The sequence below is a fragment of the Clostridium sp. Marseille-QA1073 genome (assembly GCF_054863625.1).
On record NZ_JBSVQM010000018.1, the window covers coordinates 42,219 to 60,671 of the forward strand.

At 28.6% G+C, this 18,453-nt stretch carries 26 protein-coding genes; all 26 read right to left on the reverse strand.

All coding sequences use genetic code 11. The features are described from left to right. Positions 1-553: 553 nt before the first annotated feature. The 26 genes from ACY1IQ_RS15130 to ACY1IQ_RS15255 all read right to left on the reverse strand — a co-directional run bounded on the left by ACY1IQ_RS15130 (position 554) and on the right by ACY1IQ_RS15255 (position 17,864). Entirely contained in the window at positions 554-1,483 is a 930-nt protein-coding gene (locus tag ACY1IQ_RS15130; protein ID WP_461614743.1) for a GNAT family N-acetyltransferase, read from the reverse strand. Between the two features lie 97 nt (positions 1,484-1,580). After that, positions 1,581-2,300 carry a TrmH family RNA methyltransferase gene (locus ACY1IQ_RS15135; RefSeq protein WP_461614744.1) on the reverse strand — a complete coding sequence of 240 codons (720 nt, stop codon included), beginning with the start codon at positions 2,298-2,300 and terminating at the stop codon, positions 1,581-1,583. A gap of 363 nt (positions 2,301-2,663) precedes the next feature. Beyond that, complete coding sequence (locus ACY1IQ_RS15140; protein WP_461614786.1) at positions 2,664-3,224, reverse strand: cupin domain-containing protein; 561 nt, start codon at positions 3,222-3,224, stop codon at positions 2,664-2,666. 202 nt (positions 3,225-3,426) lie between these two features. Continuing rightward, positions 3,427-3,672 (reverse strand): hypothetical protein, encoded by a 246-nt coding sequence (locus ACY1IQ_RS15145; RefSeq protein ID WP_461614745.1) that lies wholly within the window; start codon positions 3,670-3,672, stop codon positions 3,427-3,429. A 24-nt stretch (positions 3,673-3,696) separates the two neighbouring features. After that, positions 3,697-4,059 (reverse strand): hypothetical protein, encoded by a 363-nt coding sequence (locus ACY1IQ_RS15150; protein ID WP_461614746.1) that lies wholly within the window; start codon positions 4,057-4,059, stop codon positions 3,697-3,699. 27 nt (positions 4,060-4,086) lie between these two features. Then, the gene (locus tag ACY1IQ_RS15155) at positions 4,087-4,353 is read right to left on the reverse strand and encodes a hypothetical protein (RefSeq protein ID WP_461614747.1); all 267 of its coding nucleotides are present in this window, start codon (positions 4,351-4,353) and stop codon (positions 4,087-4,089) included. Positions 4,354-4,461: 108 nt separating this feature from the next. Continuing rightward, complete coding sequence (locus ACY1IQ_RS15160) at positions 4,462-4,965, reverse strand: GNAT family N-acetyltransferase (protein WP_461614748.1); 504 nt, start codon at positions 4,963-4,965, stop codon at positions 4,462-4,464. Positions 4,966-5,285: 320 nt separating this feature from the next. Continuing rightward, a complete protein-coding gene (locus ACY1IQ_RS15165) occupies positions 5,286-6,521 on the reverse strand; it encodes an alpha/beta hydrolase-fold protein (protein ID WP_461614749.1) in 1,236 nt (411 codons plus the stop codon). A 79-nt stretch (positions 6,522-6,600) separates the two neighbouring features. Further along, on the reverse strand, positions 6,601-7,848 hold the full coding sequence (locus ACY1IQ_RS15170) for a nuclear transport factor 2 family protein (protein WP_461614750.1): 1,248 nt from the start codon (positions 7,846-7,848) through the stop codon (positions 6,601-6,603). A 263-nt stretch (positions 7,849-8,111) separates the two neighbouring features. Continuing rightward, positions 8,112-8,390, reverse strand: coding sequence for a CD3324 family protein (locus ACY1IQ_RS15175; RefSeq protein ID WP_461614751.1), 279 nt, complete (start codon positions 8,388-8,390; stop codon positions 8,112-8,114). Between the two features lie 337 nt (positions 8,391-8,727). Further along, positions 8,728-8,871, reverse strand: coding sequence for a hypothetical protein (locus ACY1IQ_RS15180; RefSeq protein ID WP_461614752.1), 144 nt, complete (start codon positions 8,869-8,871; stop codon positions 8,728-8,730). Continuing rightward, positions 8,853-8,990 (reverse strand): hypothetical protein, encoded by a 138-nt coding sequence (locus ACY1IQ_RS15185; protein WP_461614753.1) that lies wholly within the window; start codon positions 8,988-8,990, stop codon positions 8,853-8,855. The genes ACY1IQ_RS15180 and ACY1IQ_RS15185 overlap by 19 nt, the downstream gene beginning before the upstream one ends. Before the next feature lie 631 nt (positions 8,991-9,621). Then, positions 9,622-9,873 (reverse strand): kinase to dihydroxyacetone kinase, encoded by a 252-nt coding sequence (locus ACY1IQ_RS15190; protein ID WP_291563498.1) that lies wholly within the window; start codon positions 9,871-9,873, stop codon positions 9,622-9,624. Between the two features lie 288 nt (positions 9,874-10,161). Further along, positions 10,162-10,812: an aminoglycoside 3'-phosphotransferase gene (locus ACY1IQ_RS15195; protein WP_461614754.1), complete on the reverse strand. Its 651-nt coding sequence runs from the start codon at positions 10,810-10,812 to the stop codon at positions 10,162-10,164. A 78-nt stretch (positions 10,813-10,890) separates the two neighbouring features. Continuing rightward, on the reverse strand, positions 10,891-11,478 hold the full coding sequence (locus tag ACY1IQ_RS15200; protein ID WP_461614755.1) for a GNAT family N-acetyltransferase: 588 nt from the start codon (positions 11,476-11,478) through the stop codon (positions 10,891-10,893). Positions 11,479-11,519: 41 nt separating this feature from the next. Then, the gene (locus ACY1IQ_RS15205; protein ID WP_461614756.1) at positions 11,520-11,681 is read right to left on the reverse strand and encodes a hypothetical protein; all 162 of its coding nucleotides are present in this window, start codon (positions 11,679-11,681) and stop codon (positions 11,520-11,522) included. A gap of 41 nt (positions 11,682-11,722) precedes the next feature. Beyond that, positions 11,723-11,962, reverse strand: a complete 240-nt coding sequence (locus tag ACY1IQ_RS15210) for a hypothetical protein (protein WP_461614757.1) — start codon at positions 11,960-11,962, stop codon at positions 11,723-11,725. 160 nt (positions 11,963-12,122) lie between these two features. Continuing rightward, entirely contained in the window at positions 12,123-12,983 is an 861-nt protein-coding gene (locus tag ACY1IQ_RS15215) for a hypothetical protein (protein ID WP_461614758.1), read from the reverse strand. A 73-nt stretch (positions 12,984-13,056) separates the two neighbouring features. After that, positions 13,057-13,536 carry an ASCH domain-containing protein gene (locus tag ACY1IQ_RS15220; RefSeq protein WP_461614759.1) on the reverse strand — a complete coding sequence of 160 codons (480 nt, stop codon included), beginning with the start codon at positions 13,534-13,536 and terminating at the stop codon, positions 13,057-13,059. A 12-nt stretch (positions 13,537-13,548) separates the two neighbouring features. Then, the gene (locus ACY1IQ_RS15225; protein ID WP_461614760.1) at positions 13,549-14,172 is read right to left on the reverse strand and encodes an SGNH/GDSL hydrolase family protein; all 624 of its coding nucleotides are present in this window, start codon (positions 14,170-14,172) and stop codon (positions 13,549-13,551) included. Between the two features lie 6 nt (positions 14,173-14,178). Continuing rightward, positions 14,179-14,637, reverse strand: a complete 459-nt coding sequence (locus ACY1IQ_RS15230; RefSeq protein ID WP_461614761.1) for a GNAT family N-acetyltransferase — start codon at positions 14,635-14,637, stop codon at positions 14,179-14,181. Positions 14,638-14,708: 71 nt separating this feature from the next. Continuing rightward, positions 14,709-15,605, reverse strand: a complete 897-nt coding sequence (locus ACY1IQ_RS15235; protein ID WP_461614762.1) for a GNAT family N-acetyltransferase — start codon at positions 15,603-15,605, stop codon at positions 14,709-14,711. A 217-nt stretch (positions 15,606-15,822) separates the two neighbouring features. Continuing rightward, on the reverse strand, positions 15,823-16,194 hold the full coding sequence (locus tag ACY1IQ_RS15240) for a P-loop NTPase family protein (protein ID WP_461614763.1): 372 nt from the start codon (positions 16,192-16,194) through the stop codon (positions 15,823-15,825). Positions 16,195-16,239: 45 nt separating this feature from the next. Beyond that, positions 16,240-16,860, reverse strand: coding sequence for a GNAT family N-acetyltransferase (locus ACY1IQ_RS15245; protein WP_461614764.1), 621 nt, complete (start codon positions 16,858-16,860; stop codon positions 16,240-16,242). Beyond that, positions 16,827-17,264 (reverse strand): GNAT family N-acetyltransferase, encoded by a 438-nt coding sequence (locus tag ACY1IQ_RS15250; RefSeq protein WP_461614765.1) that lies wholly within the window; start codon positions 17,262-17,264, stop codon positions 16,827-16,829. The genes ACY1IQ_RS15245 and ACY1IQ_RS15250 overlap by 34 nt, the downstream gene beginning before the upstream one ends. Before the next feature lie 120 nt (positions 17,265-17,384). Then, positions 17,385-17,864 (reverse strand): GNAT family N-acetyltransferase, encoded by a 480-nt coding sequence (locus tag ACY1IQ_RS15255; protein ID WP_461614787.1) that lies wholly within the window; start codon positions 17,862-17,864, stop codon positions 17,385-17,387. Positions 17,865-18,453 lie beyond the last annotated feature (589 nt).

The window sequence follows — 18,453 nt, forward strand, 5'->3', positions numbered from 1 at the left end:
TTAAAAACATATTGTAAACTAGTAAAATCATGGTAAAAAGAATAAATTTGAAATGTATCATTCATTTTATTGTAAAATACAGTATACTAGGATAATAAGATTAATAGAAGTTGAATATTGAGATAAGATAAAGTTAATCTTTGAGCTTCAAAAAATATTAATTTTTTGTGAATATACTTTTGAAGTATACTCTAACTTTAATTGATGATGAGAAATAGAGATACTTACCTGACACAAAGTGTCTATAAAAATTTTATCAATTTAGAATATACATTACATTATCCAATATAACATTAGGAAGGTAATTTTTAATTTCTAGGAGAAGTCTACCCATTTTGAGCATTTTATTGAAATTTAAGACTTAAAAAACAAAAACTTAGATTTATACATCAATATATTACAATTGAAATATTAAATCTAAGTTCATAAATAATTTAAAATTTATTCTATTTTTTATAGTATATAAATAAAATTAGTTACAGATTAAATAGATATAAAATATGATTATTATATAAATCATATTAATCAATTAAAAACCTATAGATATAGTAAACTACTTCTCTATTATTTCAAGTTTCATATCCGTTAACTGAAGCCCCTTTAAGAAACCTAAATTATGATATAATTCTTCTGCTTTATTTCCTATGTGTACATATAATCTAACTACCGGATATTCTTCATTTAAAACTGCAAGTGCACTTTTTAGCATTTTACTTCCAATGCCCTTTCCAGCATAGCTAGGCTTTACAGCTATTTGAGATACCAAGGGCCATTCTTGCCACATAGATATATAACAAATTCCTACTAATTCTCTAGTAGATTTATCATATACTAGAGTAGATGCTCTATTTAGAAGTTCTACATCTAAAGTACTATCAAAATACTCCTTAACCCATTTAGTATACTCATCTACACTATAATTAAAATTCAATCCTTCATTGTTTTGGAAGGATTCATGGAGTAGCTTTCCCATTTCTAATTCATCTTCTCTTTTAGGAGAAGTAACATAATAGTTATCTTCCCAGTTAATATTAAAAGTTTCAGTTGACCTTACCACCCAACGGCCACTTTCTACTTTTATAAAACCTAGTTTTTCATATAGTTCGACTTGAGATGAATCAACTGTAGACGCCTCAATAGGTTTATTAAAATCTGACCAATAAACTAATATTTCTTTAAGTTTCTTCAGTGCTTCATATTCATCTGAATAAGGTGGAATGAGAAATACTCCCTCTATAAAATTAGGCTTAATAAGTGCTCCTCCAATCTTTCTACCATCCTTAAGTATCCAAAAACAATCCTCTTCCTCATCTATGATTGAACGCATTATATCATAATTCTTCTTAAACCACCTATTTGCCTTTTGTAATCCATAGTAAGTTGCATAATATTTAGAGAAGATTTCATGCTCTGCCCTTTGAAGTTCATAATCATCTCCTAAATTATATATATCTATTTCCTTTGAATAATTTTCTAATATCATTTATGCTCCTCCCAGGTTTTTTACCATTTAATTCTCTAAATAATAAAATTCTTGTTTAAATTAACTCTTCTTTTTAATAATTAGGTTAATCTTCACTTTAGTTATTAGAAAACTCATAAGATGCAATGCCTACTGCTATGGATAAATTTAATGAATCAATTTCCTTTGAATGTGCTATTGCAATACTTGTTCCTACATTTAAAAACTCGTCGTCAAGACCAGTAGCTTCATTCCCAAAAACTAAAGAAACTAAATTACCTTTAGCATCTTCTATGTTTTTAATAGACTTCTCTCCATTTATCATAAAGGTATAAATACTATGATTACCGAATTCTCTTATATACTCATTAAAATTACTATAATAGCTAAAGTTAATTTTAAAAAATGCCCCCATTGATGCTCTTATAACCTTTGGATCAAATACATCTACTCCAGGGTTTATAATTGCTAAATTATCCATTCCAAATCCAACCATAGTTCTAATAATAGTTCCCATATTCCCCATATTACTTGGATTAACTAAAACTATATGAGACTTATTCCTATCTAAATCTAAACTATATTTTTTAAAAACTCCTATAACATAATAGTTTTCTTTATCTGAAATTCTATGAAATATCTTATCATTTACTTGTACACTTATATTTTTACTTTTGCATAATTCATATAAATTTATTTCATTATCATTCTCTATATAACTTGACTTTACAACAACTCCTATAACCTTATCTGGTCTTGTATTAATTAATTCAATGGTTGCAAATGTTCCAAAGGTATAAGAGTATTCAAACTGTTTTTTATATTTTTTAAGAATCATCTCTTTAAATTCCTTTTCATTACTTTCAAATTTCTTTCTCAGAAAAATTATACTATTTATCCCATAGTTCTTATATATCCAAAACAATTCTATATTAAAGTTGAGCAAAAAGAAGATCTTATTATCAAGATAATAAGATCTTCTCTAATACCCAGCATAATTTAATATGCTTGACCTACAAAAATTAATATATAGATTTTTTAATATCCTATGATTTGCCTTCCCATCTATAGGGGTATTTTTTCCTTCACTTATTAAATTATTTATTCTTGCCATAAAATAACTTATATTATAATTTAATTCTGCTGTGAAAAGCTATCTTTACATATTTTTCACAGCCTATTTTAATAAATGTATGCGGTCTCATTCAGCAGCTTCTGCATCTGCTTTAGTTTCATGAATTGTACCATGCGGATGATGAGGTGGTGCATAAATAGAATACAATTTAAGTGGTTTATTACCAGTGTTTATTATATTGTGCCATTTACCAGCTGGTATAATGATTGCAAAATCATCATAGACTTTTCTTAGAAAATTTAAATCATATTTACTATCACCCATTTTAACAATTCCTTCTCCTTCTTCAATACGTATGAATTGCTCAACATGTGGATGAATTTCTAAACCTATATCATCTCCAACATCAATACTCATCAATGTAAGTTGCAAATAGTTTCCTGTCCATAAAACGGTACGAAAAGTATTGTTTTGCTTAGTAGCCTCATCAATATTAACTACAAAAGGTTCTGGTCCATAATCCTTTAATTCAGTTAAATAATCGCTCCTTGCAAATCGCAAAGAATTAACTAGTGAATCATACTCCATATCATCAGTAAAATAAGTATATTGATTATCAAACTGATTAGAAAAGTCTGTGGTATCCCCATAATAAGAGTACGAATAGTTTTTGTAATAGTTATGCATTTTTTCCTTTCCTTTCATATGATTATAACATTATCATATGTTCTATATATATATATTGTGCTCCGATCCACAGAAATGATATGACTAAAAATCTAACATCTAAATCGGAAAATTTATAAATTGCATAAAGTCATAATTTTTAAGTATGCATTTTTAATGTTTAACAAGTCATTAATTATCTCTATATGAAAATTGAGTACTATTAAAATTTTTTTCTCCAATCCCAAATTTCATTAATTGTCTTAACTTTAAAACCTAAATCCCAATAAAATTGTTGATCTCCTCCAAGCATTCCCCTACAATGTGATGACATCTTCATAACTCGATTAGCTGCCTCATATATCAATGCCCTTCCTATTCTCTTTCTTCTACACCACCATATAACTCCAAGGGGCTCTAATTCACAATAAGGCATTTTTTCATTGTACCAAATGATAGCAAATCCCACTGGTTTTCCTTCACCATCCAATACTCATAAATCAAGTTCTGGTTTATATCCTGGCATTTTTCTTAAATCGTGAAATCCTCTTTCTCCTGTTTCCGCTATAGGAAGTGTATAGTTAAAAGAAAACATATGAGTATTGGAAAGAAAAAAGTCTGGTGTTTGGTTTCCATCAACTATCTTATATCCATTTGGAAGTATAATGTCAAACTTCTTTTCTGAAAACGGAAGTATTAAAGATCTCTCCACTTTTTGAGATAACTCATATCCTTTCTCTTTTGCCATCTTTTTTACCAAGCCATATTTTGGTGGAATGACTACATGTAAGTATCTTATATTATTTTCATAGTCTTTTTTAAAACAAGAGAGATGTGTTTCTGCATGATGAAACATTCTCTCTAGTAGTTCTCTGTCTCTTTGTCATTCTAAAGAATCAAATAGGAAGAAGGCATCTCCATGCCATACTCCTTCGCATATAACTGCTGAAATAATATTACCCTTTTCTTCCCATATACCTACTATATGTCTCCAATTATCTTTTACATTTGCCCATGCACTATGAACTCCACGACTAAACTCATGACGACTGACTCCCCATGGAGGATTACTCCATGCATAACTATTTAAAACAAGTTTTTCTAATTTTAGAAAGTCTTCATCTGTATAATATCTAAAAGAAATGCTCATGATTTTTCCCCCTCTATACCAAAATTTAGATGTAAATAAATTCTAAATTTATTTATCTACTATATTTTTCAAATACATGTCTTTTGTCAATCCAAAACATATTTCATCTTAATATCTTCCATTCATATAAATGTTTTGTTTGAGTACACCTTCCTGCTCATATCCAAGTTTTTTATGCATTTTAATAGATGCTTCATTTCCCTCTAAAACAGTTGAAGAACATTTATTTAATCGTCTTTCCATAAATCCATATTTTATAAGTATTTTTACAGCACTTATTCCATATCCTCTGCCTTGGTACTCTACTGCAATTCTGACACCAACACCAAAGGTTCCATGCCTCTCGTTATCTATTCCTAAAGTTATTCTTCCAACATGTATACCATCTAATGTGTCTATAGCAAAGACTATACTAGAATTATTTGCAGTACTATTCTCTACTCCCTTACAATATTCTTTTGCAGCTGAAATTGGTGGTGGTAAATCAACTTTATATCCTGCTAATCTGTTTAAGAAACTATCAAAGCCAGTATAATAAATCCATTCCCAATCCTTTTCTCTCCAAGGTCTTAATCTCACTAAATCATTTTGCCAATAATAATTATCATACACAATTTCTCTTATAAAAAATTCCCCCTACATTTTCCTTACAGTATAAAAAATATTGATGCCACTACATTTGTTACTAAAAAAATTGTACTATTTTCTTTATAATTCTTATATATCCAAAATAGTTCTATATTAAAGTTGAACAAAAAATAGCTGTGATAAACATTATACTCACCACAGCATTAATTTCTTAAATTACCTTTTTAAAAGATATTTTTTCATAGTTCAACTTTACAATTCTTATTTATTACAAAGTAGGAAGTACTATAAAATCACTTCTTCAAATCATACTTAACGATATATATACTTTAATCAATTTAAAACTATTCTACTTTGCCCAAAAGATATACAATTGCATTTCCAAGCTCTATATCAATATCCGTAAAGGTATGTCCACCATAAAACTCTTTATAATGAAGATTATATCCCTTATCTCTTAATATCTTTGCAAAATCTAGATTAGCCTTATAGTGCTTTTGTGCCTCTTTTTCAAATTCTCCAAAGGTCATATAAAAATCTAATGGTAACTTTAATCCATTTTCATACATTGTTAATATTAGACCTTGTTTATTGTCGTCATTTTCTTCATTCCAATATAGACCACCTGATTGACATAATACCTTTGGGAATAATTCAGGATATTTAAATGCTATAAAAGCTGCCGTAAGTCCACCATAACTAAAACCTGCAATTAAATTTTTTGCTCCCTTATTTTCAATATTATACTTTTCCTTCATCCATGGTAATAATTCACTTATAACAAAGGAACTAAATTTTTCTGAACATGTCAGTTCTTTTATTCTGTCGTCATTAGACTCAATAAATACTGCACATATAGCTGGAATTTTTTTCTCTGCAATTAAGTTATCAAAAGTTGTAATAACTTTTGTAATATTAATATACTCCCATCCATCAGTAAAAATAGCTAATCCAAGAGGTTCAGAGTTCTTATTATATCCTGCTGGTGTATAAACCCATATCCTTCTTTTATTATTTAAAATCTTACTTCCAAAGTCTTCAAACAATTCAACTTTTCCTTTAGGCACATTCTCTTTTTCAATAGTCCAACTTTTTTCTTTAAATTCAGGTAAACAAACATAGGATTCTTCTTTACAAATTAAATAATAATCACCAGGATTCTTTTCGTCCTCTGTACATACATATTTTTTGAGGTTAAAAGGATCTAACCTAAAATCAACATCATCCCATTCTTGATCTTGCCTTTCATTAACTGCGAAAATATATAAAGAATGACCATCTCCTCTCACAGTCCATGTTCTATACCACAAATCTGTATCTACTAACTTTTCAAGTTGTGTATCCTGACTATTCATACCAAACATTTCCCCATATACAGCTAGTGTGTCTATATGATCATCCTCTCTCCAAATTAATGTAACTAAATAATTTTCATCAGCTTCTTCTGTTTTTTCAATGATAGGTGAGCCATTTTTTCTAATTTCATTCCAAAATTCTTCTAAAGTTTTGTCTTTATAACTTTTTAGCTCCTCGTATAATTTCTGTATTCTTGGACTAATTATTTTTGAGTTATTTTTCATATCCATCCTCCCACTTTATTAGTTAGTATAAAATTTTTTACACTATCATACTTTAAAATTTATCTCAAATTTATTTACTTTAAATGCTATCTATCTTTCCTTCAAATATCCAATAGAATGGAAATGAAAAATGTATATAGTTAAATACAGGTTTATCTCCACAATTTGAAACTAATGCTGTTAATCTGATAGAACAAGTATAGTTTGTACCTATTGCACTCTCTTTTAGTGCATAAGATACACTTCTGTGAGCCGCAAATAGTTTTTCTTTTGAGGTAAGATTAGACTTAAATAGGTTGTCCAGTTCTACTAAGGCGCCTTCAGCAAGTTCATCAGATGTCAATTCTTGTTTCAATGTACCTGAAACTGTGACCCAAGCCATTTCACCTGACTTTGCAGCTATGGCATGTTCTAAGTCTATAGAAAGACTTGAAGCGCTGCACTTTTCAAAGAATTCTTTGATCTGATCCACCCCATAATACCATTGGTTATCCGGTCCCATAACATAGGCAATACTATAAGTTGTAAAACATTTACTTAACAATTCTTTTGAAATATTTTCTTGCCCCACAAACTCTGTCTCTAGACTCTTTAAGAGAGATTTTATCTCCATATTCACTTGATTATTTTTATATTTATAAGCCATAGCATTGAGCTTATTATAACTTTCCACATATTCTTTAGAACCTTCAAAACGTTGATCTGGAAAATTAGACTTTGGTATTGAAAATTGGAGATGAGCAAATTTCCACTTGCTCTCTCGTTTTAATAGAGTTCCGCTTAAACATACAGGCCATAAATATTCTCTCTTCTCATCTGGTCGCTGATGGTAAGTTAGAGCCAAAACCCAATTGATAAAAGCAATTTTCTCTTTAAATGTAAGTTCTGTTTCTTCAGCCTTATTTTTTATAAAGTTAACATAGCTATCATGTCTTTCTAGTGTATCTTCAAAAATGTATTTCACAGAAGCTGTAGTAGCAAACCAGGCAACTTCATCTTCAACAGAAATATGTGCCCTTTCCCAATCCATATTGAAATCACCCCAATATTCCCAGTCATCTCTAATCAACGTTTTTACTTCCTCGCTGCCTAAAAACAACTCTTCCGTTGAAGTTCCAAGAGCGCAGGTTTCTTCTTCAATGATAAAAAGTTCATCCATAAAAGCATCAACTTTTTCTATATCACGTTCAGTGTATCCAACCTGAAATTTTCTAAGAGCCTCTCTAATGCCTCTATGATTCTCAGTTGAATCATTAAATGCATCTTTTTTCCCTGAAAACTTTCTTAAAGATTTATTATCTAAATATTGTATTCCAAATTTATTCATGTTTAAAATCCTCCTTTATTACTTTACACTACTTTGTCATAAAATTTAGATAATCGTAACGCTTTCTAAAATCTTCTTATTATTTTGTTTATTATTTTTATAAAAAACTCGTACTGCTATAAATTTACCTACTAAAATTTTACTATTTAATAAAGTTATATTATATGGCCAAAACAGTTCTATATTAAAGTTGAGCAAAAAAACGCCTTATTACCAAAGTTTTATTGATAATAAGACGTTTTTTATTGATTTTAATTTTACATTTAGGAAATTAATTTTCTTTCCCTGCTTATAATTTTTCTTATACTTTGTTCAGAAAGAAAGTATTCACTTGCAAGTTCTGAAACTTTAGTTCCACAAGTATATTTTTCAAAAATTTCATTATTTCTTTTCTTAAGGCTGTCTCTTGTTCCATTTTTTTCGCCCCAAGCTTTTTCATTTTCACTTTTTCTAGGGATATATAAGTACTCCCCATCTATATATTCTTGAATTAATTCTATTATCTCCTCTGGTAACACATTGTGTGCTTTAACATATTTCATATTTTTGCCCCTCCTTAATTTTTGTAAATTAAGGCAAAGACCTATGAAAAAGTAAGCTCATGTATTATGGGAGCCTAGTTTTTAGCATCTCAAGAAAAATATTTAATTAAAGATGCCTTTTAGCTAATAGATACATTAGGCTCCAAGCAAAGCATAGCTAACTGAGTCATTATGGTCTTTGCTTGAAGCATATCATTTACAGTACAATTAAATATGTTATAATTTCTCATAAAACATCACTCCTTTTTACCCTATACATATAATTATATGTATAGCTCTAAATTCCTTTTATTATTTTTTATCCAATTAGTAATATGAAGTTTAAATAGTTTTTTATTTATACTTCATAACTTTTTCTAAAACCCATAATCTTTCTAAATTTGCTTCTTATATAAAATTCATAGACCTCTTCGTCCGCAAGTAATTCTATTCTTGTTTTAGGATATAACTGATGACAAATATCTAATAAAGCTTTCCCCATACCTTTTCCTCTATATTCTCTGCTTCAACAGCTACAATGGCAATACTAGAATTTTTCCATGACTCTAAGCTATCCTTATCTCTATTTATAAATGTCATCCATCCTTCTTCTTTATACAAGTTTTAAATAGAAGAAAAATCACTTTCTTTAAATCCTCTAACACTAACTTCTTGCATTAATCCAATGTTAAATAATGATTTATCATTTATAATATTACTTTCCATAAAAACCCTCTAATCTATATTAAGAAAAGCCTAATTTACAGACTTATTGCTATAATTAATTAAGGTTATTTCATAATTTATTTAAAATTGTTTATATAAATCTACATATTTCTAATTAGGTAAATTAAAATTTGCAATGATTTTTTTGCATATCTCTATAATTCTAATTTAAACTCATTAATTTTGTTCCAAATTATGCTGCACCTCAGTGGAACTCTTATACAATTAAGAATTAACGATTGACAATGAACAATTATGGATACTTCTCTTTTATAAGAGAAGTTTTAAATTGATTTGTTTTTGAAGTGACACAGTCACTTTCATTAAAAAGTCCATTTTAAGGAATTAATTTGTAAAAATTAATTTCAACCACAGTTGTCAATCTTCCATTCTCAATTCTCAATTGGTTAAATTCCTCAGAGGTAGATGATAACTTTCAGCATTAACTTCCATCCCTGGGGTCTATAACAAAATTATAGATTTTAAAGCAAAATTAAATTAGTCGCAAAAATTTATATTTTAATGTTTAACCTTGAAGGCCCTTGGACTGCCTTTCCATATTTTCTATAACAATATCATGAATATCACCTAGTGAAGCGCAATACTCAAGCACTTTCCATGGGGTATTTGTGTGAAAATGAATTTTAATCAATTCCTCATCACCTACCACAAGTAAGCAATCACCTTCAATATTTTTTGTAATATACTCATTTATTTTATCTTCTGAAAGACTTTCTCCTTCAATCAATAGCTGTGTATCAAATTTATATTCAATCATAAATTATTCTCCTTTACATCTTATAAGTTCTAAATTTATCTGTATACTGTAAATAGATTATAACATAACATAACATAATAGCTTCTAAATAATAAGGTATTTTTATAAATTATTCACTTTTTTACTTGTGATTTTAAAATCTAATATTATGAATTAAGCAACTACAGATCATGCTCAAACTTAGAACAACTCATCTAATAAAATATAATATTTTATCTTTTCCCAATTTGGTTCTATCTCCAACTCTTTTATGAACATCTCTGTGTATTTTGGTTCAAAATCCATTAGTTAGCGAACACATAATGCAATATCTTGATAAAAATCACTTATACCAGCTCGTCCCATATCTATAAAGTCTGTAATCTCCGTTCCATTCGTAAAATAATTATTAAAACAATAGTCTCCATGGGAAAAAATCAGTTTTTCTTCTGGCTTATTCTCTATAAGGTATCTATATACATCTTCAGGAGTATATAGTCCCTCTGTATATACATTTTTATCTATTCTTCCTGCTAAGCCACTTTCAATTCTTTTTCTTGCCTTCTCTAGTTTTGCATCTATTCTACTATCAAAAGGACACTCATGAACATCCACACTTTGTAATAATTTAATCCCCTTAGCAGCTAATGCTACTAACTTTTCTGGCCTACTGCGATAAGTATCATCTTCTAGCATCTTACCTCTCGCAGCTTTAATTAACATATATGAAACATTATCCTCTACAACTCTATAAACAATTTTCGGTACTGGTAGTTTCCCTATAAGCCACTGATACATATCATATTCTCTTATAACCTCATCATTTATCTTTTCAATTTTTAAAAAGAATTCTTTACAGGTATCATAGTAACGAATCACATTTGCTCTAGACATACCTTCCTTACATTCTTCAGACTGCATCAATACTACTATGTCTTTTATATCTTTTGGTAAGTACATATTACACCTCTTTTACCTCTTACAAACATATTCTATAAAACTTTTTTTAATTGCCATATATTAATTAAAAGAAAATACTCATTTTATTCGCTTTTTCATTTTTATTGGATATCCAAATCCCTGAATAACAGTAAAAAAATTAAAGCTCTTTTTGTACACCTTAAATCCCAATTTCTCATATAGTCGTTTTGCATTGGTGTTTTTTGATAGTACTTCTAAATAACATTCATCGTATTCTGGTAATTGGTATACAAAATCTAACAACTTTGTAGCTATTCCTTTTCCGCGCATACCTGCATCAGTAGTTAAGTAATCAATATATAAATCAGAATCCTTCTTTACTGCTGGAGTTTCTGCAATCAACTTAAGCTGTTTATATATTATCATTCCTTTAATTTTTCCAAATATTTTTTGGCATACTTGGATATCAAAACAAAATACTCTTTTTTTATTTGTGCCAATACCAAGAACTCCAACAATTTTTTCCTTATAACAACAAACATAAATCATTGAAGTATCTAAAGACGGTAAAAAAAGTTCAATTAATTCGAACTTATTTTCTGTAAATAAGAATATGTTTCTAAATCCATCAACAAATAATTCAACAGTTTCGCGTTTTTTTGTTTCATGTAAATCACTAAGACAATATACCTGTAAATCAACCATATTCATAATCTCCTATTACATAAATAGTGATAATTTTATATCTAATAAGTTTTTCTTTGAAACTCAAGCATAATCCGTTCAAGTGGCACCCATCCAATGAACTTTGGTTTTTCCCATCCTGGAGCAGCTACTAACTTTTCTATATCAAGGTAATTATCAATCCTTACTTTATCCCAAGCATGGATAACCTCTCCATTGCCCATAGACAAACCAACATGTCCCCAATTTTTATATTCATCATTAATTACTCCTGAGCAGTCATAAAAAATAAAGGTTCCTTTTGGAGGTATATCGTATGCTTATATGCTTCATATAAATCAGCAGATTCCTTTGCAGTATCTCCACCAAAGATTTCAATATCATTACTTCTCTCTAATGCATCCTCTACAAAAGCCAAACAATGATAACAATATTCTCTAGAATTCAAATGATTTTTAGCCCACTCAATTGCATTATTGACATACTTCTCATAATTTTTATCCATATATTGTACCCTTTTTATAATATCTAGTGTACTTTCTATACACCGATTAATTTTATTTTATACATATAATCTGTATGCTATATGATTTATTAGTTTGCTTATAACTTTTATTTATAAAATAAGAAAATTGCGACTTTTTGCTAAATATTAATTTAGTAGACTAAAGTATACATTTATAACATCTATATTTATCTTTAATCTTAAAACCTGCAGCTAAGGCTGAATCTAATTCATCAGTACAATCTTCATCAATAAAATATGCAATTTCCTTTAATGTACCAAATTCATTATATAACTGCATCAACATTTCATTGATTAAGATACTTTCAATACCACTATTTTTATATTCTTCATCAACAAATAATCCAAAAACTTCTTTTTCTTTTGGGTCTAGTAATGCCTTAACAAAAATACTTCCGTGAATCCCTTCATTTTGCCTAAAAACAAATACTTGAAAGCGATCTATATCCTTTTGCAAATTTTTGCTATTATAATACATTCCTAAAGGAATAGCATGTTTATCATGAAATATAGCATATTCTTCAAAAATATCTCCAGTAATTTTTTCTATGCAATTATGTCTTTGGATAGAATGTATTCTTAAATTATATAATCTTGTGTCAAAACTAGCATCGATACATTCTATATTCTTTTTCTTAAAATATTGATTTGCATTTTCATTAGAAACTGGTACACCTATAAATAATTCATGTCCTGGTAATTGCTTACTTATATAATTAATTAATTCTTCTGCGATTTGTTCATAATTTTCTCTTATTAAAAACATTTCTGTTTGTGCATATTTTTCATCATGTTCCCAAAAATAAACACAAACTCCTGATAATACATCTTCCTTATAACAAGCTACTATATTTCTATTATTTGAATGGATAGCTCTTTCAATATTTTTTTTAATATCATTCATTGATTTTCTTATTGGATAACTAGCATGTAAATTATTTTGACTTAATTCCCATGCAAAATCAATTACTTCCTCAAATTTATAAACTGTTTTTATCATTTTTTATACCCCATTTATCATTAATATTTAAATTTATGTTTAGTTTAATTTATTTAGCACGTGATTTGGAGATTTACTCTTGATAATATACTATTTCAAAATCTTCAAAAATCACTGGCATATCATTTCTAAACTCATATCCAAGTTCATCTCCTTCTTCCTTAAAGAAACGAATATGTCCAGCACGCCAAGATTCTAATGTATCATCCTCCCCCTCTCGTTTACAAATATCATAAGTAATATCTGAAAATGGAATAATTGTTACTTTAATTGTTTCAATAACACATCGTGGTATACCTTCCCAGTCAGTGACAATACTTAAATCACCAGGTTCAGGTACACGCTCACCTTCAATTTCATAGCTCCATAAACTACTTGATGTAGCTTTCTTTTGCCCAATTAACACCAAACGCAATAATTCATTTGCCCATTTTTCCGTTAATTCAAAATGAAATACATCTAAATATGTTGTTGTTTCATCTCTGCCTCTTTCCCTTAAAAATGTCTTCCAAAATATATCAATTTTTTCTTGTGAGTATTTTTCATTTTCCATTACTGATGCCCCTCAAGTTTTACCGTTTGAATTTAAGTATCCTGCAATAAAAGCACCTTGTAATCTTCTAACTTCTTCTTTGAAATGCACATGATCACAGTAAATATCTCTACCTAAATTTTTAGTAAAATTATATAAATCTACAATTTTAACATTTTCCTCTTTCATAATCCAACTTGAAATCTCATTATATTTTTCAACATCACTATTATATCTTAGAAATCCAGCTTTTCTTTCATTATGAATTTCATCAATGATAGGTGTTAAAGATATCCATATAACTTCCTTTGCCATCTTTTTAGAAAGTTTAATAATCTCCTCTAAATTACTTTTATATTTGTCTATTTCAATCTGAACTCTATTAAATTCTCTGTCTCTTCTAAGATCATGCATTCCGCAGTTTATTATTAAAACATCATATATACTTCCTAATCTATGCTCCTCTTGCAGATACTCTAAAACCATATTACTATCTCCTGCATTAGCTCCCACTGGCTTGTCTAAATCTATAAGAGCATGCTCTAATCCTCTTTTTCTATCATAGGTAAATTTATCCTTTATCATTTCTTTAAGGTATGGACCATAATGAATTGATATACTGTCTCCTATTACAAATAAACTCCTTATAGCTTTCACCTATTTTTACAATATCTTTCTCATTTCATAAAAGTCCTTGTCCTCACCATTTACATGCCACATAAACTCTTCACTAACTGTAAATCCTAATCTTTCATAAACTTTTATGGCTCTTTGGTTAAATTTAGCCACCAGTAAGGATATCTCAGCAAACTTATACTTTTCTCTTCCAAATTCCAAGATGTCTGTTACTACTTTTATGCCCATGCCTTTACCTGTTAATGAAGGCTTCATCTGAACTCCAAATGAAACTTCTTTCTCATCAAATTCAAAGCAACAGTTTCCTATTAATTCATTATCATCATTATATATAGCATAGGTATTTTCTTCTTTATGAAGATTTAGTGCCCATTCTTTTTTTAATTCTGTTTTGTCATTATCATAAAAGGAGTATTCTCCTTCAAACTTCCAAGTAGCAACCTCTCTTGAATCAGCTTCTGTAGGTTTTCTAAATTCTAGATTCATTTACAGTTCCTCCAATACATATTTAACTCTTTTTACTGAGCCCTAAAAAACATCTCTAATCCACTAACAATTTACCTTATATCATAGTTATAGCAAATTACTACCTCATCCTTATAAAAGCCTTCCTTAAGATATAAACTTAAAGCCTTATCATTTTCTCCATTCACAGTAAGCATCCCCCTATCTATACCAAGAGTTTTTCCATAGTGTAGAGCTGCTCTTAGAAGGTTTTTTCCAAGAGCTTTTCCTTGAAACTCTGGCTTTACTGCTAGAGAATATATGAATGCATATTCTATGTCCTCTTCAATCTCCTTCCACACCCCTACTATTCCAACAGGCTCATCAAGGTTATATAGAATTTTCATACCTCCTGGTATTAGGCCTCTATCATATTGCATTTCTCTTATCATTTCAGGAGTTCTAGGTGCTTCACTGCCTTTAAGTTTTGCAAACCCTGCATTTCTAACTTCACACCAATGCTCCTCATCTCTATTAAATTCAAAAGTTTTTAGATTAAATGCCTCTGGAAATATTGCTGCTTCTATAGGTCCTATATCTCTTTTAAGTGAAAAGGAATATCTTTCAATATAAAAATTCAAACTATTAAGAATATTTATAATCTCTTTATCCTCTTCTTTAACAAAAACAAATATCTTATTTATTTCTTCTGTATGTTTTAATATTTCTCCTAGCATTTTTCTATAACCTTCTACATTATTTGTTATGCTATGAAATATTCTAAACCTACCCTTTTTACCTTTTTTGTTATATTCATCAATAATAAGAGAAGTTGCTCCAATAATATTCTCCTCCTCATCAATTAAAAGATAGGTCGGGTTTTCTTCACCAAGTTTAAACCTTTTTAAATCCTCGTCGTATAAAAAACTATCATCTACTTCTTTTCTATGACTCTTACAATAGCGTATGAAATCCCCCATTCTTTCTTGTGTTAAATTCTCAATCCTCATTTTACATCATCCTTTATTAATACTATGACCTTCTTAAACTCTCTTTTTTATCTACTACTTTTCTAATATATAATCTATATAATCCTTTTTATTTGATTAATACAAAACTCTATATCTTCTTTATTCTTTAAATAATAGACTTCTTTTCCCTGTGATTTTTCTTCTATTTCTTTTAATATAATAGGTTTACTATGTTTAGGGAAATTCCATATCCATTTTATAAATTCCAATCTATTTTTTCGTCACATCCTGCAGTCAAATCACTTCTTGTTTTGCCCTTATATTGAAATCTTCTCTTAACTACCCTATATAAACATTTCCCCCTTGGCACATCAATAAAAATTATTGTGTCATCAGTATTAAGTCTTATATCTAAAACTCCACTATAATTTCCATCCATAATCCAAGCCTCTTTTACAACATAGCTTTTAACTATCTCTTTAAATTCTTCACTAGGAACTTTAATCCACCCTGGATTCCAAAACAGGGTATCTAAATGGATTACCTCTATACCAGTTATTTCTCCTATACTCTTAGCTAATGTAAATTTTCCTGAGCCTGGTGAACCTAAAATCATTATTTTTTTCATATTACTTCTCTAAGATTTAATTATACTTAATTTCTGTGTCTCTTATCATAGCTCAAGTTTTTTATCTATCTCATCAAACTCTTCACTAGTCATTCCATAGATAACTTCATCATAATAGCTTCCATTGGTATATACCATTTTTCTAATTACCCCTTCTTTTTTAAATCCTAAGGTTTCATGGAGCTTCATTGATCTTTCATTGAAGGAGTACACATAAACAGTAGCCTTTTGATATCTTAATTCTCTAAAATAATACCTTAGTATTATTTTTATAGCTTCCTTTGCATATCCATTTCCCCAGTATTCTCTTGATATACCTAATCCATATCCAAAGGTCCCTGTTCTACTATTACAATTGATAGTATTTATATTTCCTACTGCTATTCCATCACTATTTTCTATAATCCATGTGAATTCACCATTTTCTGGAAATGATTTTGACTTCCGCTCAATCATATCAGTTATTGCTTCACAATTTCTTGAAAAATGTATTTCATCACAGTATCTATCAGCTTCACAATCGTAATCATAGGACCATTTGTAATAATTTTCTGCATCTTTTAATTCTATTGCTCTAAGTCTAATTTTTTTACCTTTCCAAAAATTATAATTCATAATATTTTCTCCTTTAACTACAGCTGTATCTCCATCACCACTTCTCCCCAAGCTATTTCTCCAGTTTTTCTAAATCCCATGCTTTCATATAATTTTTCAGCAACAGAATTCTCTGGTTCAAAACTAGTATAAAATTTTATATTTCCCTTTTCTTTTTTTAATAAATCAATTAGTAATCCTATAGCCTTTCTTCCATATCCTTTACCTTGATATTGCTTGTCCATCATTAATCTGCACATCCACCACTTCTTAGTATCATCATCAAAATCATACATTAAAAATCCTACCATAGTTTCTCCATCATATATACCCATTGGATAAAGATAATCCTCATATTTAGATTGCAATAATGAATAGGAATTTGAAGCCACAAAGCTTCTTTGATTCTCCTCTACTTGGAGTTTAATGCACTCTTTCCAATTGTCTCTGTTAATTTCTTTTAAAATAATTTCCATTTTTATCTCTCCTTAATATATATCCTGTACTCACTTGTACAGGAGTTGATTTTAATTATTTTATAACCTACATATAAATAATATGTCTTTAATCTTTCATTTAATTTACATCTCTATAAATTACAATAAATTTTTCAAATCCTCATCATAATTTGTATATGATTGTTTAAATTCCTCTTCTAAAATGCTCATTATAATTTCATTATGATATTTATGATTAAAGTATAAACTATCTCTTCTAATTCCTTCCTTTACAAATCCTAATTTTTCGTAAACATTCATTGCCCTTTCATTAAATTCGAATACATTTAATTCAATTCTATGAAGATTAAACATTCCAAAACCATAATTAAGTACTAAAATCATAGCTTCACTTCCATATCCTTTATTAAAATCTTCTTTTTTATTAATAGCTATCCTTATATTAGCACTTCTGTCCTTTACACTTACCTCATTAATAACAACTTCACCAACGATCTCATTAGAATCTTTAGAAAATATTAAAAAGTCTGCTCGATTGCTATCATTTTCAATTGTATTTAAGAAATCTTCTAAATTAGATTTCGTATAAAACTCCTTTGTTCCAGTAAAACACTTGATTCAATACTAGCATTTTTACTTTCCATCCTTTAAAATTCTTAAATATTCCTCTGCTTCTTCTACCTTTGGATAAGAAAGTTCAATCATTCTTTCTCACCTCCTCATGCATTTTCTTATGACTTATCCTTTTAACTAATATTTTTTATAATGGATGGCTAATATACTTGCTTAAAATCTATATAAAAAATAAATAGCTATATCCATTCCACCTTAGAAATAGATATAGCTATTTTGTTTATGTATATAAAAAGTCCTAGAGATACCCTAGGACTTAAATTACAACATAGAACTTTAAATTGCTTTTAAAAACCTATATTTTGAGGCAGGATGTAATTTTTATTTTTATTAAGTTTAACTTCATGTAAATTATTATTTAACATGTTCCTACCTCCTTTTATTGATTATATTTCCATTATAGTTTTTAACTCCATTATTTGTCAACAATTATTTAATTAAATAATCATAGAAATTTAATTATTAGATAGTTTAAATACAAAAATCCAACAGATTTTATTCTGTCAGCTTTTAGTCTATAAATATTTCCCAATCTCCGCATTCACATTGTCTTATGTATAAAGTTTTTGAATCA

Bases quoted from the DNA above. Each gene is read 5' to 3' on its own strand.
- ACY1IQ_RS15205 (WP_461614756.1), bottom strand. From the start codon at position 11,681: ATGGGCAATGGAGAGGTTATCCATGCTTGGGATAAAGTAAGGATTGAT.
- ACY1IQ_RS15135 (WP_461614744.1), bottom strand. From the start codon at position 2,300: ATGATTCTTAAAAAATATAAAAAACAGTTTGAATACTCTTATACCTTT.
- ACY1IQ_RS15250 (WP_461614765.1), bottom strand. From the start codon at position 17,264: ATGGAAATTATTTTAAAAGAAATTAACAGAGACAATTGGAAAGAGTGC.
- ACY1IQ_RS15140 (WP_461614786.1), bottom strand. From the start codon at position 3,224: ATGCATAACTATTACAAAAACTATTCGTACTCTTATTATGGGGATACC.
- ACY1IQ_RS15190 (WP_291563498.1), bottom strand. From the start codon at position 9,873: ATGATTGAATATAAATTTGATACACAGCTATTGATTGAAGGAGAAAGT.
- ACY1IQ_RS15165 (WP_461614749.1), bottom strand. From the start codon at position 6,521: ATGAAAAATAACTCAAAAATAATTAGTCCAAGAATACAGAAATTATAC.
- ACY1IQ_RS15170 (WP_461614750.1), bottom strand. From the start codon at position 7,848: ATGAATAAATTTGGAATACAATATTTAGATAATAAATCTTTAAGAAAG.
- ACY1IQ_RS15175 (WP_461614751.1), bottom strand. From the start codon at position 8,390: ATGAAATATGTTAAAGCACACAATGTGTTACCAGAGGAGATAATAGAA.
- ACY1IQ_RS15235 (WP_461614762.1), bottom strand. From the start codon at position 15,605: ATGAGGATTGAGAATTTAACACAAGAAAGAATGGGGGATTTCATACGC.
- ACY1IQ_RS15200 (WP_461614755.1), bottom strand. From the start codon at position 11,478: ATGGTTGATTTACAGGTATATTGTCTTAGTGATTTACATGAAACAAAA.
- ACY1IQ_RS15240 (WP_461614763.1), bottom strand. From the start codon at position 16,194: ATGAAAAAAATAATGATTTTAGGTTCACCAGGCTCAGGAAAATTTACA.
- ACY1IQ_RS15130 (WP_461614743.1), bottom strand. From the start codon at position 1,483: ATGATATTAGAAAATTATTCAAAGGAAATAGATATATATAATTTAGGA.
- ACY1IQ_RS15155 (WP_461614747.1), bottom strand. From the start codon at position 4,353: ATGAGCATTTCTTTTAGATATTATACAGATGAAGACTTTCTAAAATTA.
- ACY1IQ_RS15210 (WP_461614757.1), bottom strand. From the start codon at position 11,962: ATGGATAAAAATTATGAGAAGTATGTCAATAATGCAATTGAGTGGGCT.
- ACY1IQ_RS15215 (WP_461614758.1), bottom strand. From the start codon at position 12,983: ATGATAAAAACAGTTTATAAATTTGAGGAAGTAATTGATTTTGCATGG.
- ACY1IQ_RS15220 (WP_461614759.1), bottom strand. From the start codon at position 13,536: ATGGAAAATGAAAAATACTCACAAGAAAAAATTGATATATTTTGGAAG.
- ACY1IQ_RS15180 (WP_461614752.1), bottom strand. From the start codon at position 8,871: ATGGGGAAAGCTTTATTAGATATTTGTCATCAGTTATATCCTAAAACA.
- ACY1IQ_RS15150 (WP_461614746.1), bottom strand. From the start codon at position 4,059: ATGTTTCATCATGCAGAAACACATCTCTCTTGTTTTAAAAAAGACTAT.
- ACY1IQ_RS15230 (WP_461614761.1), bottom strand. From the start codon at position 14,637: ATGAATCTAGAATTTAGAAAACCTACAGAAGCTGATTCAAGAGAGGTT.
- ACY1IQ_RS15195 (WP_461614754.1), bottom strand. From the start codon at position 10,812: ATGTACTTACCAAAAGATATAAAAGACATAGTAGTATTGATGCAGTCT.